At 57.6% G+C, this 18,088-nt stretch carries 13 protein-coding genes; 12 read left to right on the plus strand and 1 reads right to left on the minus strand.

Annotation, left to right across the window (positions count from 1 at the left end; genetic code table 11):
* Positions 1 to 58 precede the first annotated feature (58 nt).
* The 6 genes from HMPREF1494_RS04760 (at position 59) to yicI (ending at position 8,424) form a co-directional block, all read left to right on the plus strand.
* Positions 59 to 1,204: a glycoside hydrolase family 172 protein gene (locus tag HMPREF1494_RS04760; protein WP_034520272.1), complete on the plus strand. Its 1,146-nt coding sequence runs from the start codon at positions 59 to 61 to the stop codon at positions 1,202 to 1,204.
* Positions 1,205 to 1,446: 242 nt separating this feature from the next.
* Positions 1,447 to 2,466, plus strand: a complete 1,020-nt coding sequence (locus HMPREF1494_RS04765; protein ID WP_034520274.1) for a LacI family DNA-binding transcriptional regulator — start codon at positions 1,447 to 1,449, stop codon at positions 2,464 to 2,466.
* Between the two features lie 151 nt (positions 2,467 to 2,617).
* On the plus strand, positions 2,618 to 3,931 hold the full coding sequence (locus tag HMPREF1494_RS04770) for an ABC transporter substrate-binding protein (RefSeq protein WP_034520278.1): 1,314 nt from the start codon (positions 2,618 to 2,620) through the stop codon (positions 3,929 to 3,931).
* A gap of 145 nt (positions 3,932 to 4,076) precedes the next feature.
* Positions 4,077 to 5,048 carry a carbohydrate ABC transporter permease gene (locus HMPREF1494_RS04775; protein ID WP_034520281.1) on the plus strand — a complete coding sequence of 324 codons (972 nt, stop codon included), beginning with the start codon at positions 4,077 to 4,079 and terminating at the stop codon, positions 5,046 to 5,048.
* A 4-nt stretch (positions 5,049 to 5,052) separates the two neighbouring features.
* A complete protein-coding gene (locus tag HMPREF1494_RS04780; RefSeq protein WP_003838273.1) occupies positions 5,053 to 5,913 on the plus strand; it encodes a carbohydrate ABC transporter permease in 861 nt (286 codons plus the stop codon).
* A 93-nt stretch (positions 5,914 to 6,006) separates the two neighbouring features.
* Positions 6,007 to 8,424, plus strand: a complete 2,418-nt coding sequence (yicI, locus tag HMPREF1494_RS04785; RefSeq protein ID WP_034520283.1) for an alpha-xylosidase — start codon at positions 6,007 to 6,009, stop codon at positions 8,422 to 8,424.
* Between the two features lie 310 nt (positions 8,425 to 8,734).
* Here the strand turns inward: yicI and HMPREF1494_RS04790 are convergent, their stop codons facing one another.
* Positions 8,735 to 9,397, minus strand: coding sequence for a YesL family protein (locus HMPREF1494_RS04790; protein ID WP_034520285.1), 663 nt, complete (start codon positions 9,395 to 9,397; stop codon positions 8,735 to 8,737).
* Between the two features lie 200 nt (positions 9,398 to 9,597).
* On the opposite strand from HMPREF1494_RS04790, the gene HMPREF1494_RS04795 reads away from it, so the two are divergent.
* The 6 genes from HMPREF1494_RS04795 (at position 9,598) to HMPREF1494_RS04820 (ending at position 18,032) form a co-directional block, all read left to right on the plus strand.
* Positions 9,598 to 10,635 (plus strand): ABC transporter permease, encoded by a 1,038-nt coding sequence (locus HMPREF1494_RS04795; RefSeq protein ID WP_003838277.1) that lies wholly within the window; start codon positions 9,598 to 9,600, stop codon positions 10,633 to 10,635.
* Between the two features lie 24 nt (positions 10,636 to 10,659).
* Positions 10,660 to 11,592 (plus strand): carbohydrate ABC transporter permease, encoded by a 933-nt coding sequence (locus HMPREF1494_RS04800; RefSeq protein WP_003838278.1) that lies wholly within the window; start codon positions 10,660 to 10,662, stop codon positions 11,590 to 11,592.
* Between the two features lie 123 nt (positions 11,593 to 11,715).
* Complete coding sequence (locus HMPREF1494_RS04805; RefSeq protein WP_034520288.1) at positions 11,716 to 13,503, plus strand: extracellular solute-binding protein; 1,788 nt, start codon at positions 11,716 to 11,718, stop codon at positions 13,501 to 13,503.
* 170 nt (positions 13,504 to 13,673) lie between these two features.
* Positions 13,674 to 14,348 carry an SGNH/GDSL hydrolase family protein gene (locus HMPREF1494_RS04810; protein ID WP_003843733.1) on the plus strand — a complete coding sequence of 225 codons (675 nt, stop codon included), beginning with the start codon at positions 13,674 to 13,676 and terminating at the stop codon, positions 14,346 to 14,348.
* Positions 14,341 to 15,834, plus strand: coding sequence for an alpha-L-fucosidase (locus HMPREF1494_RS04815; protein ID WP_034520292.1), 1,494 nt, complete (start codon positions 14,341 to 14,343; stop codon positions 15,832 to 15,834). The genes HMPREF1494_RS04810 and HMPREF1494_RS04815 overlap by 8 nt, the downstream gene beginning before the upstream one ends.
* A 68-nt stretch (positions 15,835 to 15,902) precedes the next feature.
* The gene (locus HMPREF1494_RS04820) at positions 15,903 to 18,032 is read left to right on the plus strand and encodes a beta-glucosidase family protein (protein WP_034520295.1); all 2,130 of its coding nucleotides are present in this window, start codon (positions 15,903 to 15,905) and stop codon (positions 18,030 to 18,032) included.
* The last annotated feature ends 56 nt before the right edge of the window (positions 18,033 to 18,088 follow it).

Here is an 18,088-nt window from a genome sequence, read left to right on the forward strand (position 1 = left end):
GAGCTGCGATGCAGCTGATAACGGCATATGATGCGCCAACCCCTCCAAAGGAGCAATCATGACAGATCCGACCACTATCGGCTTCGGTTCCGCAGGCTTCGGGCATAATGCATTGGACGCATTGGCGCTCGCCGCGAACCACGGTCGCACCCGTTGCGTGAACGCGGAAAATCCGACCGGCAGCAAGGGCATGGCCGCGACGGCGGCCAGCAAACTTGGCCCTTCTCGCAAAGGCAGTCCGTGCATCCAGACCGTTCGCGCCGGCGATGCCGTAACGCTGATGGACGTCGACGGTCCTGGCGTGATTCGTCACATCTGGATGACCGTCACCGATCGGACGTCGCCGACAGGCCCGAATGTGCTGCGCAATCTCATCCTCGAATGCTATTGGGATGGTGAGGAGTCGCCGTCCGTGCAATGCCCGATCGGTGACTTTTTCTGCTGCGGCCATGCGCAGGCCTGCCGCATCAACTCCATCCCGGTCATGGTGGTGCCCAACCGTGGCTTCAACTGCTACTTCACCATGCCGTTCGAACATGCGCGTATCGTGCTGCGCAACGACCACAACGAGGACGTGCCGGCCTTCTTCTACCAGATCGACTACACGGAATACGACGAGCTGCCGGCCGATGCCATGCGCTTCCATGCACAGTGGCGTCGTGAGCGGGTTACGGAACTTGCACGCGACTATGTGGTGCTCGACGGCGTGCGCGGCCGTGGCGCCTATATCGGCACCTACCTGGCGCTCACCGCGCTCGAAAGCCGTTGGTGGGGCGAGGGCGAGTTCAAGATGTATATCGATGGCGACAGCCAATATCCGACCTGGTGCAGCACTGGTGCGGAAGACTATTTCGGCGGCGCATGGAGCTTCGCCGACTTCGATGACAACGGGCATATGAGCGAACGGACGTTTACCGGGCCATACCTGGGGTTCCCGTTCTATTCGCAGCAACTCGCCGCGAATCGGGAAAGCGCCTACTGGGACATCAATACGCCGGTGACGCGCGGTCTATACCGTTGGCATATCCCCGATCCGATCTATTTCGATTCCGATTTGCGCGTTGAATGGCAGCAGATCGGCACTGAGGAGGCCGGCAATTTCGAACGCCAGGACGATGTCGCCTCGGTGGCCTACTGGTATCAGCTCGAGCCGCACACGCCATTCGAGCCGATCGGTGACCGGCATTTCCGCCAGCCGCGGTGAGGGCATCGCCTGATTCTTGGCATGATTCGTCGGTTGACTTGAGCGAAGGCCGCTGAGTATGACTCAGCGGCCTTCGTGCGGATAGTCTAGTCGAAACTCTGCCGAAGCGGGTGTCCGGTAGGCCCAATTCGGCTGACAGGCTGAAGCTGTGAGTGAATCGCATTGCGATGAACGTCGAACGATAGACTGGCATACTATAAAAACCTACGGGCGGATTCAACGGACAGTTGTAGGAGACCGACATGGCTGGCATCAAAGACGTAGCGGCTCGGGCCGGGGTGTCGATCAGCACGGTCTCGTATGTGATGAGTGGCAAGCGCTCCGTCAAGGAGGAGACAAGACTGAAAGTCTTGCGGGCCGCCCGCGAACTGGGCTATCGCACGAGTGGCCAGACTCGTGCCGTACACGGCGGATGGACCAAGGTGTTGGCGTTGAGCTCGCCGCTGCATGAGTATACGGATTACTCGAATTACGCGATTTTCTTCTTTGCGCTCGCCACCCGTGCCAAAAGGTACGGCTATGACATTCTGCTGCTGATGCACGAATATGGCGATCGGGAACTGACCCGCATCGCGCGGAGCGGCATGGTCGACGGCATCCTGTTGCTCGACGTGCTGATGACCGATTCGCGTGCCGAGGTGGCTGCCATGCTTGATGTGCCGGTGGTCTGCGTCGGATACCCTTCGAATTCCGAGGCGGTGTATTCCGTGGATCTTGATTTCGAGCGGATGGGGCGCGAGGCCATGGAAAAGGCCTCTGCATTGGGGCATACGCATGTACTGATCGTCGGCAACAGCGGATTCGCCTACGAAGATGGTTCGAACTACCTGATTCGCTTCCGCGATGCGGTCGTTAAACGGGGTGACGATCTGAATATGAAAGTGTCGTTCATGCCATCCACGGGCTATGGCATGGCTGATGTACGGTTGCTGCTGGATTCCGCATTCGCTCAAGATCCTGAAATCACGGCGATTGTGTGCCAGACCAATGCCACGCATGTCAACAACCTGTTGATTGCGCTGCATGAGCGTAATCTGGTAGTTCCGCAAGACATTTCGGTGATGGCTGCTTGCACGTACGGATTGCAGCAATTGCCGCAAGCGGTTGATGAGATGCCGATGGAGCCGAATGTGGTATGTTCTCGTGCGGTCGACACCATGATGGAGATTCTCGAGTATCGTCGTCATGACGTCGGTGCCGTTGAGCTGTTGCCGGGAAAATATGTTGCCCGCGGCACGATGGGGCCGTGTAACATCCTGTAGTTTCTCCCAATGTTTACGACAATATGATGACTTATCGAAAAAATGTCGAAACAAATTGAAAAGAAGGCGGAAATCTTTTAGTTTATGGGTAATGAGTCCCTCGAATATATTTCGAAACTCATTTCAGTAAAGGCGCTGAAAAGGAGAAACAATGAAGTCCACCCGTAAACTTGTCGCCGCCGGATTGGCAGTGGCGACCATGTTCGGAACACTGGGTCTTGCAGGCTGTGGCGGCGATGACGGCGCACAGGAGAGCAATCCGAAGACCATCAAAATCTGGCACTATGAAGAAGATAACGGGGCCCAAGGCAAAGCTTGGGCCAAGGCCATGGAAATCTTCGAAAAGAAAACCGGCGTCAAGGTCGAATTCGAAAAGAAGTCCTTCGAGCAGATTCGCCAGAATGCGGCCCAGATCCTTAATTCCGATGAAGCTCCGGATGTCATGGAGTACAACAAGGGCAACGCCACCGCCGGCCTGCTGGCCAGCCAGGGCCTGCTCACCAATCTGAACGATTACGTCAGCAAATACAAGTGGGATAAGAAAGTCAGCGGCACCCTGGCCGACACCGGCAAGTACGACGACAAGGGCGTCATGGGTTCCGGCGACTGGTATGGCATTACGAACTATGGCGAAGATGTCGTGATGTACTACAACAAGGACATGTTCGACAAGTACGGCATCGAGATTCCGAAAACCTTGGACGAGCTGAAGTCCGCCATGCAGAAGTTCGTGGATAACGGGGTGACCCCGCTCTCCGAAGGTGCCGCGGAATACCCGTTGCAACATTTGTGGTGGCAGTTGGTGCTGTCCAAGGCAAACGACAAGTTCGTCAAAGCCTATGAGATGTACGATGGCGACGTCGACTGGCAGGGCGAAGCGACCACCTATGCCACCCAGACCATCAAGGACTGGGTCGACAAGGGATACATTTCCAAGGATTGCACCGGCATCAAGGCCGAGGACGCCGGTCAGTCCTTCATGAATGGCACCTATCCGATGTTCTTCTCCGGCACTTGGTGGTTCGGCCGTTTCCAGAGCGACATGAAGAACGCCAACTGGACCTTCTCCACCTTCCCGAACACCGATAAGGTCGTGGGTTCTTCCGGCAACATCTGGGTCATTCCGGAGAATTCCAAGAGGAAGGATCTCGCCGCGCAGTTCATCGACATCACGCTGAGCGACGAAGTTCAGAATCTCATGGGCAATTCCGGCGGTCTGCCGATTGCCGCCGACCCGGACAAGATCACCGACGAAAAGACCAAGGAACTCATCACGTCCTTCAACAGCGTGCTTGAGAAGAACGCCCTCGGCTTCTACCCGGATTGGCCGACCTCCACATTCTACGACGAGCTGAACTCCGCGCTGCAGGAGCTGGTCAACGGCACCGCCGACGTGAAGGATGTGCTTAAGCAACTGGAAAGCAACTACAACAAGGGTGTGGAAGCCGCAGGCGTCAAGTCCTAAGGCCTTCGGAAATCCGATAAATAACTGAATATCGTCGGTGCGCCGACCGGATGACGTCGGCGCACCGTTAACCCAACTGCATCGCCACCGGACATAGGGGTCCGGATCATTATCGGGATGCGAATCATGGGAAGTGATCTACGTTATGAACGCTCATGCAAAACACAACCGACCGCACGGCCAGCAACCGACCGCGCGCGAAAAGGAGATGTCCCGTATTCCGGGCAATCCGTCAAGCCGATTCTGGCTCTACCTGCTTCCCGGCTTCCTGATGCTGCTGTGGATCATCATCGTGCCGGCCATCTGGAACATCTATCTCAGCTTCACCAACTATCGAGGCATCAGACCGCCGAAATTCACAGGATTGACCAACTGGGCGAGACTGGTGAAGGACACCACGTTCTGGGTGTCGTTCCGTAACTCGATCTGGATGATCATCGCCATGGTGGTGATTCCGATTCTGATCGGTCTGATCCTTTCGTCGCTGGTGTTCGACGTGGTGCAGAAGAAATTCGGTCCGAAAACCGCTTCCACCATGCGCGCCGTCTACTACTTCCCGCAGCTGCTGCCGATTGCGGTCGCGTCCCTGGTGATGGGTTGGATATTCCGGCCGGAGAATGGCGCGTTGAATGCATTGCTCAAAGCCATCGGTCTGGGCGGACTGCAGCATGATTGGCTCGGCAAACCGGATACGGCGCTGATCTTTCTGATGCTCATCATGATCTGGATTCAGATCGGCTACCCGCTGGTCATCTTCATGTCCGGCCTGCAACGCGTCGATCCGGAACTCTACGAGGCGGCGAGCCTCGACGGCGCCAACTGGTGGCAACGCTTTCTGGCCATCACCCTGCCGGCCATCAAGCCGGAGATCTTCGTGGTGGCGCTGACCTGCACCATTGCCGCACTCAAAGTGTTCGGACCCGTCTACATGCTGACCAAAGGCGGCCCGGGAACCAGCACCATCGTGCCGTCGTACTACTCCTACGTGCAGTTCTTCCAATCCCAGCAAGTCGGCTACGGTGCCGCGATCGCGACCGCACTGACCGTCGTCATCATCATCGTGGCCGTAATGTTCACGAACCTTCAGGAGAAGGTCGCGAAGGAAGACGAGGAGTGAGATCATGACTTCCGCAACCAACATTCCCGTGCATGTCAGGAAGAATCGCACCGCTGGAGATTGGGTGGTTCTCGCCCTGCTCATCATAGGCGGCCTGGTGATGCTCTTCCCGTTCATCGTGCTGTTGCTCAATGCGTTCAAGACCACCGCGGATTACAACTCGTCCGGTCCGCTGTCCTGGCCGCAGGAATTCAGCGCCGATGGCCTGATGAAGTTCTGGAATCGCGTCAACTATCCCGAGAAGCTGTGGAACAGCATCTGGACCTCCGGTCTGGTCGCCGTGCTTGCCGTGGTGCTGTCGATGTTCAACGCCTTCGCCCTCGGTATCGGCCGAGTCAAGGGCCGCCGCTGGATCGTGCTGCTCATCATGCTTGCCAACATGCTGCCGCAGGAAGCCATGCTGTACCCGCTGTACATCATGTTCAAGAAAATCGGCCTGTACAACTCGCCATGGGCGATTGTGATCATCTTCACCGTCATCCAGAGCGCGTTCGGCACATACCTGCTGTCATCGGTCTACGGTACGTTCCCCAAGTCGATTCTTGAGGCGGCGACCATCGACGGTGCCAGCCGCTGGACCATCTTCCGCAAGATCGTGTTCCCGATTTCCAAGCCGACGCTCAGCGTCATGCTTGTCTTCTTCTTCATCTGGACATGGAACGAGTACATGATTCCGATGGCGTTCCTGATCGACAATTCGACGCAGACCATCCCGATTGCCGTCAGCTCGCTGACCGGCGACCGTCTGATGGACGTGACGACGACCGCCGCCGCATCGCTCATCAGCATCGTGCCGACGCTCATCTTCTACCTGATCTTCCAGCGCACGCTGTCCCGCGGCATCACCGCAGGGGCCGTCAAGTAGCGGAAAATCGTAATTTCAGCAAATCAATCCCGGCTCCGAATCCTTCCTCATTTCCTTGTTCGGAGCCGGGAACCTATATCAGGAGTAGCGACAATGAAGTTCACCAATGGATACTGGATGATTCGAGACGGCGTCAACGCACTGTACGCGCGAGAGGCATATGAGCTGAACGTCGGCGAAGACAAGGAAAGTCTGAATGTGTTGGCTCCGACTTCCGTAGTCCACGGACGTTACGATACGTTGAATCTTCCCACATTCAACATCGATGTCACTGCCCCGGCGGAAGGCGTGATTCGTGTGGTCGCCGGTCACTGGCAGGGAGCGACCGAATATCCGGGATTCCCTTTGAACGCTGACGATGCAGGCGATCGGGATTATGTACGAACGGCGGCCGAAGGCGACGGTGACGGCGAAGTGGGCCAGGAAGGCGCGAGCATTTCGCTCACGTCGGGTGGATTGACGGCAAAAGTGGTCAAAGGCTCCCCCTGGAATCTGACCTTCCTCGGCAGGGACGGCAAGGAGCTCACCCAGTCGTCGGGCAAGTCCTTGGGACGTTTCGCACTGAACGGCCTGTCCAACGTGACCGCCCAGCCGGTCGGTGAATTCGGTGTGACCATGGACGGCTCCGCATACGATGAATCCGACGTATTCACGGCGATTCAGCTCCGTCTTGGAGTGGGAGAGAACGTCTATGGCTTTGGCGAACGGTTCGGCGCATATGTGAAGAACGGCCAGACCATCGACATTTGGAATGAAGACGGCGGCACCGCCTCCGAACAGGGGTACAAGGACATTCCGTTCTACATGACCTCCAACGGATACGGTGTGCTGGTGAATAATCGCGGGCATGTGTCGTTCGAAGTCGGCTCCGAAAATACCGAGGCCGTACAGTTCTCGGTACCGGGGGAGACCATCGACTTCTGTGTGATCTACGGTCCGACGCCGAAGCAGATTCTCGACCGTTACACCGCACTGGTCGGACGCCCCGCCAATGTTCCCGCATGGAGCTATGGCCTGTGGTTGACCACCTCGTTCACCACCAAGTATGACGAGAAGACCATCAACTCCTTCATCGATGGCATGGCCGAGCGAGACATTCCGCTGAGCGCCTTCCACTATGACTGCTACTGGATGCGCGAATTCCATTGGACCGACTTCGAATGGGACAAGCGTTTCTTCGGTGACATCGAATCCACGCTCAAGCGGTTGCATGAGGATAAGGGCCTGCATATCTGCGCGTGGATCAATCCGTATATCGGTCAGCGCGGCTCCATGTTCAAGGAAGGTAAGGATAAGGGCTATCTGGTCAAGAAAGCCAACGGCGAGGTGTGGCAGACCGACTTCTGGCAGGCCGGCATGGGTCTGGTGGACTTCACCAATCCCGAGGCCCGTGATTGGTTCAAAGGCAAGGTCAAGGCGTTGCTGCATCAAGGTGTGGACGCCATCAAGACCGATTTCGGCGAGCGAATCCCGCGCGATGTGGTCTGGTACGACGGCTCTCCGAAGTTGTCCATGCACAACTGGTACACCCAGCTGTACAACCAGGCGGTATTCGAAGCCATTGAGGAGACGTACGGCAAGGGTAAGGCGTGCCTGTTCGCCCGCTCCGCGACCGTCGGCGGCCAGCAGCAGCCGGTGCATTGGGGCGGCGACTGCGAATCGACGTTCAATGGCATGGCGCAGACCTTGCGTGCGGGTCTGTCGATCACCGGTTCCGGATTTGGCTTCTGGAGCCATGACATCGGCGGTTTCGAAGGAGCCCGTCCGGATCCTGCGGTCTACAAGCGCTGGGTGGCGTTCGGCCTGCTGGGATCGCACTCACGCATGCACGGATCAACCGTGTATCGTGTGCCGTGGTTGTTCGACGAGGAGGATGAGAAGAACGGTGTGGTGAATGCGCCCGGACAGACCGCCGTCGATGTGGCCCGCACGTTCACCAAGCTCAAGCTTTCGCTCATGCCGTATCTGTTCCAGACCGGCCTGCAGCCGCATCTGAACGGCACTCCGGTCATGCGCTCCATGTTCGTGGAGTTTCCGGATGATCCGACCTGTCGTACGCTCGACCGCCAATACATGTTCGGCCCGAACCTGTTGGTGGCTCCGGTGTTCACCTACTCCGGTGATGTGGAGTATTACCTGCCTGCTGGCGTGTGGACCAACTGGTTCACCGGCGAGAAGGTGGCTTCCGAGCATGGTGTGTGGCGCAATGAGCGGCATGGCTTCGACACCATTCCGTTGTGGGTACGCGAGGGCAGCGTGCTGGTTACCAAGCCGGGGGCCGAGACTCCGGATTACGAATATGGCAAGGATGCGCTGGTCTCCGTGTTCCTCGATGGCACCGATGCTGCCGAGGCCGTGGTGACCGAGGCGGACGGTTCCTCCGTGGCGTTCTCGGCTCGAAAGACGGCCAATGGCGTGGAGGTTTCCAGCTCGGACGGCCGAGCGTTCACCGCACGTCTGGGATTCGGGGAGGTCGTGGCCGCTTCGGAAGGCAGGGTGATGCTGTCGTAGGACTGCCCGGTTCGGAACCGTCGTTTCCGAACCGGATGGGGCGAGGATCGAAACGCCACTGGGTTGTGCTCAGTGGCGTTTTGTGTTGAGTAGACGGGGTGTACTCGCAGCTTGCGGACTTTAATCCGGGTGTTTGGGGCCCTGATCTGCGAGTACCGCAGGGTTCCTCGCAAATCAGGACCTCTAACATGCGTGTTTGAGGTCCTGGTTGTTGAGCAGCGGTGCGGTTCTCGCTAATGAGGGCCTTACACAATCGTGAAGAGGGCAGGCGGTCGCGTTCCGTGCGTTCGAGGGGATGCGCAGATACGGGTTATTGGATGGAGGCGCTGGGCAACGAGTAATCAGGCTTTTCTCGCGGCGTGTTCGGGTCGCCGCTGACACGCTGGAACGCCCGCAGATAGAGCAGTGACTTAGCATAGGCCAGCCATGCGAAGCCGAGCAGGATGAATAGGAATCGCAGATACGGCGTGAATGCGAAGATCGCACCCGCGGCCACGTCGATGGCGAGGATGCCGAGCGTGTATCCGAAACAGGCCCAAGGCATCATGAAGGAGTTGCGCAGCGTCTGCCGGAAGGTGTTCTCATAGCGAGCCTGAAGCGGATAGTAGTATTCGAAGGTCAGGAACGTGAGCACGCCGAAGATGATGAGGATCGGAAGCGTTATGTAGGCGGCGTTGGTGTCGAGCGCGTTCCAGAACACGATGGCGAACACGATGGCGGCAATCAGCACCACGAAGATGATGGAAGAGCCGATGCCGCGCTTGAATTCGCGTTTGAAGCGTCGGATGTATTCGCGGCCGAGGTTGATGTCGTCATTGTCGCTGAAGGCAAACACGGTGCTGTACATTGCGGCTCGGGCCGGTCCGATGGTTACGATCGGGATGATGGAGATCAGGAAGAACAGGTTGAGGATGAAATACCGCAGGCAGAGCGAGACGAACTGCCATACGGGGCTATTGGGATTGTAGTGCATTGGACCTCCGTTTTCGTTGATATTCCAAGCATACTCGCCGTTTAGCGCGCTGAATTGACAAGTTAGTAAGACGAATATACTATAGCTCCTAACAGCTTATTTATTAAGCAATAAATAAGAAGGTTACCAGATGGGACGGCATCAAGGAAGTGTTGCGTTCCTGAAGGGGCCATCGGATGCATCGCCGAACCAAAGGAGGAATGATGCAGTCACAAGAGGGAATGGAGAGTGTGGTGACATCTGCTGATGGCAGTGGTTCAGGTGCTATGACGCTTTCCGATAAAAAAACACGGCGAGCCGTGCGCAAGGCCGAGAAGCTGAGCCAACAGCAAAGCGACAGGAAGCGCCATGGATTTAAGTTGTTCCTGTTGATTTCGCCATTTTTGATTCTGTCCGTGCTGTTCAGCTACCTCCCGCTGTTCGGCTGGGTTTACGCATTCTATGATTATCAGCCGCCGATTCCGCTGTCCCAGAGCGAATTCGTCGGTCTGCAATGGTTCAAGATGATGGTGCAGAACCCGGCGCAGCTTCAGACCATCGGCCAGGTGCTCATCAACACCTTCGCCATGTCCGGCCTGAACATCCTCACCTCGTTCTTCCCGTTGTTCTTCGCCATCGCATTGAACGAGATTCGCGCCAAGTGGTTCAGGAACCTTATCCAGACGCTGACCACGCTGCCGAACTTCATCTCCTGGGTTCTGGTCTACGCAGTGGCCTTCGCCATGTTCTCCACCACCGGCATGCTCAACGAGATGCTGCAGAACTTGCACATCATCAGCGAGCCGATTAAGTTCCTTGATTCCGATTCGCACACTTGGCTGAAGATGTTGCTGTGGGGCCTGTGGAAGGGCCTTGGTTGGGGCTCCATCATGTACCTCGCCGGCATCGCAGGCATTGACCCGGAACTGTACGAAGCCGCCCAGGTGGATGGTGCGAACCGCTTCCAGCAGATCGTCCACGTCACGATCCCGCAGTTGCTGCCGACCTACTTCGTGCTGTTGATGCTGTCGATCTCCAACTTCCTGAACAACGGCATGGATCAGTACTTCGTGTTCCAGAACGCCTTCAACACCAAGCACATCCAGGTCCTTGACCTGTACGTGTACAACGTCGGTATGGGCAACAACTCCCTGTCGTATGCAACCGCAATCTCCATGCTGAAGTCGCTGGTCAGCGTAGGCCTGCTGATTGTTGTGAACTGGCTGTCCAAGCGTACCCGTGGCGTATCGATCGTCTGATGAGGAAAGAGTAAGGAAGCAATCATGGCAAAGAAAATCAAGCAGGGTATCGCACCGGCTATGAGGCGCACCAAGGGTGAGGAAGTCTACAATGTCTTCAACATCCTGTTCTTCCTCGTGTTCGCATTCATCTGCGTCTACCCGTTCTACTACCTGATCATCAACTCGATTTCCAGCAACAACGCCTCCGCGGCAGGCCAGGTCAACTGGTGGCCGCAGGGCATCCATTGGGAGAACTACAAGCAGGTCTTCGCACTGAGCGGCCTGACCACCTCGGCCTTCATCTCCGTGGCTCGTACCGTCATCGGCACCGTGCTCACCGTGATCGCCAGCGCGTTCCTCGGCTTCATGTTCACCCAAGAGAAGATGTGGCACCGCAAGTTCTGGTACCGCTTCATCGTGATCACCATGTACTTCAACGCAGGCCTGATCCCGATGTTCATCACCATGAAGAACCTGCATCTGACCAACAACTTCTGGGTCTACATCCTGCCGGCCATCGTGCAGCCGTTCAACATCATCCTGGTGAAGACCTTCGTCGAGTCCATCCCCGCCTCCCTGCAGGAAGCGGCGGAAATGGACGGTGCCGGCACGCTGACGATCTTCTGGAAGATCGTGTTGCCGATGATGGCCCCGATTCTGGCGACCGTCGGCATCTTCTCCGCCGTCGGCCAGTGGAACTCCTTCCAAGACACCCTGATCTACATGACGGATTCCAAGCTCTACTCCCTGCAGTACGTGCTTTACACCTACATCAACCAGGCAAATGCACTGGCCGCTTCGGTTCGAGCGAGTGCAGGTAGTGCCATGAACGTAGCGGCTCTCGCAACGCAGCAGACGCCTACCTCGATCCGTATGACGGTTTCCGTAATCGTGGTGCTCCCGATTCTGTTCGTCTATCCGTTCTTCCAGCGCTTCTTCGTCAAGGGCATGATGCTCGGTGCTGTCAAGGGCTGATTCGTAACGGTTCGGTACTCCCTATAGCCATTGTGGGCCGGCGAGATCTGCCGGTCGGACCGGCCCCGCAATCTCAATTCCCATCCCTGCAAAATAAAAGGAAATAGAGAAAGGAAGGACGCAATGTCCCTCAAAAAGAAGGTAACCATTGCTGCGGCAGTGACGCTTGCAGCAATGATGTCGCTCTCCGCCTGCGGAGGGTCCGGCAGCACCACGGCCGCCGAAAAGGATGATAACTCCCTGATGACCGTTGAGGTCTTTGACGGTCTGGCGAACTACCAGGGCGAGCAGAAGGGCTGGTTCGCCAAGATCATCAAGGACAAGTTCAACATCAAGCTCAATATCGTGGCTCCGAACGTCGCAGGCGGCGGCAGCACCCTGTTCGATACCCGCGCAGCTGCGGGCAATCTGGGCGACATCGTGATCTACGGCTATGACACCGGTAAGGGCGCCAAGCTGGTTAAGTCCGGCCTGATCGAGGACATGACCCCGTACCTCAAGGGCATGAAGTACATCAACAAGTACAAGGATGCCACCGATTACGTCAACGAACAGATCGGTCAGAAGTCCGGTGTGTGGGGCGTTCCGGCATCCGTGGTCGACACCCTGACTCCCGACCAGCCGTCCGAAGGCCTCGAACCGACCTTCGGCCCGTACCTGCGTTGGGATCTGTACAAGGAAATCGGTTATCCGGAGATCGACACTCTCGAGGACCTCATCCCGGTACTCAAGCAGATGCAGGACAAGGCTCGCGAAGAGTCCGGCTCCGATGACATCTACGCCATGTCTCTGTTCAAGGACTGGGACGGCAACATGATGAACAACGCCAAGCAGCCGACCTGCTTCTACGGCTTTGACGAAGTCGGCTTCGTGCTGGCCAAGGGTGACGGCTCCGACTTCGAGTCCATCACCAAGGAAGGTGGCATCTACGAGCGCGTGATCAAGTTCTTCAATGCCGCCAACCGTGCCGGCATCGTCGATCCTGAATCCACCACCCAGAACTACGACACCATGAACTCCAAGTACAAGAACGGCAAGGTGCTCTTCTCCTTCTGGCCGTGGCTTGGACAGGCAGCCTACAACACCAACGCCAACAAGGCTGAGGGCAAGGGCTTCATGCTGGCTCCGCTCAAGGACATGAAGATCTTCTCATACGGCGCCGCTCCTCGTGGCGATAAGACTATGATTGCTCTGGGCTCCAAGGCCAAGAACAAGCAGCGCCTGGTCAAGTTCATCAACTGGCTGTACTCTCCGGAAGGCGTCTATGCTTCCTCCAACCAGACCGGTGGCTCCGCTGGTCCGAAGGGTCTGAACTGGGAGATCAAGGACGGCAAGCCGGTTCTGACCGAATTCGGTTCCGCGGTGCTTTCCGGCGAATCCAAGAACGTGCCGGAAGAGTGGGGCGGCGGCTCCTACTCCGACGGTATTTCCGCTCTGAACTTCACCACCGTGACCGTGAACGACATTGATCCGGATACCGGTTACACCTACAACCCGGTCATGTGGCCAAGCGAGATCGAGAAGGCCAACCAGAACCCGCTGAACAAGGATTGGCAGGAGCATATGGGTGCCTCCACCACCATGGAGTACCTGGAGAACAACGATATGCTGCTCGTCGGTGCTGGCTCCAGCTATGTCCAGCCGGAGGAGAACTCCCAGATCTCCACGTTGCGTGGCTCCATCAAGACCGAGATCGTCAACTCCTCTTGGAAGACGTCCTTCGCCAGCTCCGAGTCCGAATGCGAGAAGATCTTCAACGAGATGATCAAGACCGTCAACGGTCTGGACATCGATTCCGTGCTGAAGGTCGACATGAAGAACGCCAAGGATCAGGACAAGGCCCGTAAGAACATCCTGAAGGAGTATCAGAACAAGGAGAAGTCCTCCAGCTCCGATTCCTCCTCCGAGTGATGAGGCGTTAGTCCCCACCACGTAATCCAAATAACTGAAAGAGGCGGGGCGCCAGATGTGCTGAACCGGTATCTGGCGCCCCGCCTTTCTTTACATACCAACCCATCAATCCGACCGTTCATATGAACCGAGCGCTGTTACAACGCCGTATGACACCAAAGGAATCAAAGTTGATTTTCGAAAAGCACTCACGCATTGTTTTCGTAGGCGATTCCATCACGGACGCCGACCGCGACCGTACTGCTATCCCCGGAGGCTGGGGATATGGGCATGGGTATGTCAACACATTGCATAATCTTCTTACGGCCGTATATCCGGATAAGGCATTGTGCACCATCAACGAAGGCATCAACGGCAACGATATCGTCGACATGTCCGAACGCTGGCAGAGTGACGTCATCGACATGAATCCGGACTATGTGTCCATCATGATCGGCGTGAATGACGCCTGGCGTTATTTCGACGGTCCGCTGTGGCAGGCTCGCCTCAACACCGTGGAAACTTACGAGCGTATCTATGATGAGCTTATTGAACGCGTGAAACAGGATGCACCGAATCTTAAGGGGATCATCGTCATGCGTCCGTTCATGTTCGAGCCGAACCCACAGGATGCCATGCGCGCCAAGGTTGAGGAGTTCGCGGCCGCGTCCAAGCGTGTGGCCGAACGTCATGGCGCGATTTTCGTCGATACGCAGGCGGCCGTGGACCATTGGCTCACCCAGTTGCACGGATGCTTGGCCAGCCAGGATCGTGTGCATCCGTACGAGCGTGGTGCGATGATCATCGCCCGTGCATGGTGTCAGGCCGTGGGCTTCGATTGGAACAGGACCACGTTCGATGATTGATCTGAGCACCGTCGAGGCGGTCATCGCCTCCGGGCCCTACGCCGACACCTGGGAGTCGTTGAGCCAGGCTCCGGCCCCGGCATGGTTCACCGATGCCAAATTCGGCATCTTCACGCACTGGGGTCTCTACAGCGTTCCCGAATACCGCAACGAATGGTATTCGCGCAACATGTACATCGAGGGCTACCCGGAATTCGAACACCACGTGAACACCTATGGTCCACAGAACAAGTTCGGCTATCGGGATTTCATTCCGATGTTCACCGCCGAACGGTTCGATGCGAACGAGTGGCTCGACCTGTTCGCCGCCGCAGGTGCACGCTACTACTTCTCGGTTTCCGAGCATCATGACGGCTATCAGATGTACCGTAGCGAATTGTCGCACTGGAACACCTTCGAAACCGGTCCGCATCGCGACGTGCTGGGGGAGTTGCGTGACGCCACGCATGCCCACGGCCTGCATTTTGCCACGTCGAACCATCGCGCCGAGCACTGGTGGTTCATGGGCCATGGCAAGGACTTCGACTCCGATATCAAGGAGCCGTTGCAGAAGGGCGATTTCTATTGGCCGGCCATGCCCGAACCGAACGAATTCGACATTCACAGCACTCCCACGCCGACCGCCGAATATCTGGAGGACTGGCTGCTGCGCGTCTGCGAGATCATCGACGATTACCGGCCGGAACTGCTGTATTTCGATTGGTGGGTGCAACACGAATCGTTCAGACCCTACATGAGGAAGCTTGCCGCCTTCTACTACAATCGTGGCGTCGAGTGGGGGCGGAACGTCTCGATCTGCTATAAGTACGACGGTCTCGCCTGGGGCGCGGGCATCGTCGACGTGGAACGCGGAGGTTTTGCCGATGCCACGCCGTTCGTCTGGCAGACGGATACCGCAATCGCCCGTAATTCGTGGTGCTACACGAACTCGCTGGAGTACAAGACGCTTGCCGAGCTGATCGTCGCGTTGGTCGACGCGGTATCGAAGAACGGCAATCTGCTGCTGAACGTAGGTCCTCGCGCGGACGGTTCGATCGCCGACCATGATCGTGAGCTGTTGCTCGGCATCGGCGATTGGTTGCGCGCGAACGGTGAGGGCATCTACGGCACCCGACCATGGAGGCTCACGCAGGAAGGGCCTACGAAGCAGGCCGACGGCATGTTCGCCGATCAAAAGCCGACCGAATGGACCGCCGCGGATTGGCGATTCACCACGAAGCACGGCGCGATCTACGCATTCTGCCTGCATCCCAATGACATTGCGGATAGTTGTGAAACATCTTGTGAAACACTTGCAATGTCGACGTTCGCCGCGTATCACGACGGCGTCAAACCGCCGTTCAACGGCATCGTCGAATCGGTGGAACAGCTGGGGGCGGGACCGGTGCGCTTCAAACGCGGCGATGAGGCTTTGGAGATCTCACCGCTGCCAAGGGAACCCGATCAGCAAGGCCTGCCAATCGGATTCAAGATAACCGTCGGTTGACGAGAAGAACAACGTAGCGACCGCTTTCAGCCAGCTTCCCGCTGACGGGAGCGAAGAAAGAAGAAGACATGACCGTAATCACCGAAGCCAACAAGACCAAGGCCAGGGACCTGACCGCCAAACTCACGTTGGACGAAAAGATCGCCATCGTGCACGCCGCCGGCCTGTTCAGGAATGGCTGCGCCGAACGACTGGGCATCCCATCACTCAAGATGGACGACGGCCCGATGGGCGTGCGGGCAGAGTTGCATAACGACAACTGGGCGCCGCTGTACAACACCCGTGACTATGTGACCTACCTGCCGTCCGGCTCCGCCGTCGCCTCCACATGGAATCCCGATCTGGCCCGCGCGACCGGTGAGGTACTTGGCGAGGAAGCGCGCGGCCGCGGCAAGGACGTGATTCTCGGACCGTCCATCAATATCAAGCGTAGCCCGCTGTGCGGTCGCAATTTCGAGTACATGAGCGAGGATCCGGTACTGACCGCCACGCAGGGCGTGGCCTACATTCAGGGTGTGCAGGAATCCGACGTGGCCGCTTGCGCGAAGCATTACGCGGTCAACAGCCAGGAGACCGACCGGCTTGACGTTGACGAGACCGTAAGCGAGCGGGCATTGCGCGAGATCTACCTGCCGGCTTTCGAGGCGGCGGTGCATGATGGCGGCGTGCTCTCCGTCATGGGCGCCTACAATCTCGTCAACGGCACCAAATGCTGCGAACACAAGCAACTGCTTGACGACATTCTGCGTGACGAATACGGTTTCGACGGCTTCGTCGTCTCCGATTGGAGCGCGGTGCGTGACACCAAGGCCAGTGCCGAGGTCGGCATGGACGTTGAGATGTCGGTGACGCCGAACTTCGATGATTACTATTTCGCGAATCCGCTGAAGAAAGCCGTCGAGAACGGCGAGGTCAAGGAAAGCGACGTCGATGTGAAAGTCGAACGCGTGATCGCCGTCATGGATGCGTTGCACATGCTGGGCGACGCCCGTGCGACCCGCAAGCCGGGACGTTACGCCACCATCGACCATGCCGCGAAGGCATTGGAGATCGCCCGCGAATCCATCGTGCTGTTGAAGAATGACGAAAACCTGTTGCCGCTTGACGAGCGCGGTATGACCCGTCTGCTGGTGATCGGCGCGAACGCCGATCGCATTCACTCCAACGGCGGCGGTTCGGCCGTGATCAAGGCGCTGCATGAGATTTCGCCTCTGCTGGGGCTCAACGGCGAACTCGGCGGCAACGTCGACATCGAGTATGTGCTCGGCTATGACGCCAAGCAGGTGAATCAGGACGAATCCTGGCAGGAGGAAAGCCTCGAGAACTCCAAGGGTTCCGACGCCAAGGACGAGCTGCACGCACACGAACTGCGCGAAGAGGCCGTGGCCAAGGCGCGCGAATACGCGGCTGCCGGTGATCCGGTGCTGTTCATCGGCGGTCTTGACCACGAGCATGATCTCGAAGGGCGCGACCGCACCGACATGCGTCTGCCGTACGGTCAGGACGAGTTGATCGAAGCGTTGCTCGAAGCCGCTCCGAATACGATTCTCGCTTTCGTGGCCGGCTCCCCGATCGAGATGCCGTGGGCCGACAAGGCCAAGGCCATCGTGTGGAACTGGTATGCGGGTTGCGAATCCGGCGCCGCGCTGGCCGAGGTGCTGTTCGGTCGCGTAAATCCGAGCGGCCATCTGCCGGAGACCTTCCCGATCGCGCTGGCCGACGAACCTGCGCACAGGATCGGCACCTTCGGACTCGAAGACCACGTCGACTATGCGGAAGACATCTATGTGGGCTACCGTTACTTCGACACCAGGCAGGTTCCGGTGCTCTTCCCGTTCGGACACGGCCTGAGCTACACCGACTTCGCATTCCGCGATCTTGACGTGCGTCAGGTGGATGACGAGATCCGCGTCACCTTCACCGTCGAGAACATTGGGGATTGCGCCGGTAAGGCGGTCGCTCAGGTGTATCTCGGTCTTGAAGGCACCGGCGAGGACCGCCCGGCCAAGGAACTCAAGGGATTCGCCAAGGTCGAGCTGGACGCAGGGGAGTTCCGCGAAGTCACCGTGGCGATGCCTGCCGCCAAGGCGTTGCGTTACTGGTCCAACGAATCCGGAGCCTACGCCCTGGCACCGGAGGCAAGCGTGTTCGTGGGAGAATCCGTGGAAGATATCCGTCTCTCCGGACGTGTCGCATAACGCTTATCTATAAACTTATAAATAAAGTAAAATGAAATAACGAACGTCTTTGGAGG

Origin of the sequence: Bifidobacterium sp. MSTE12, from assembly GCF_000513015.1 — a bacterium.
GTDB lineage: Bacteria > Actinomycetota > Actinomycetes > Actinomycetales > Bifidobacteriaceae > Bifidobacterium > Bifidobacterium dentium.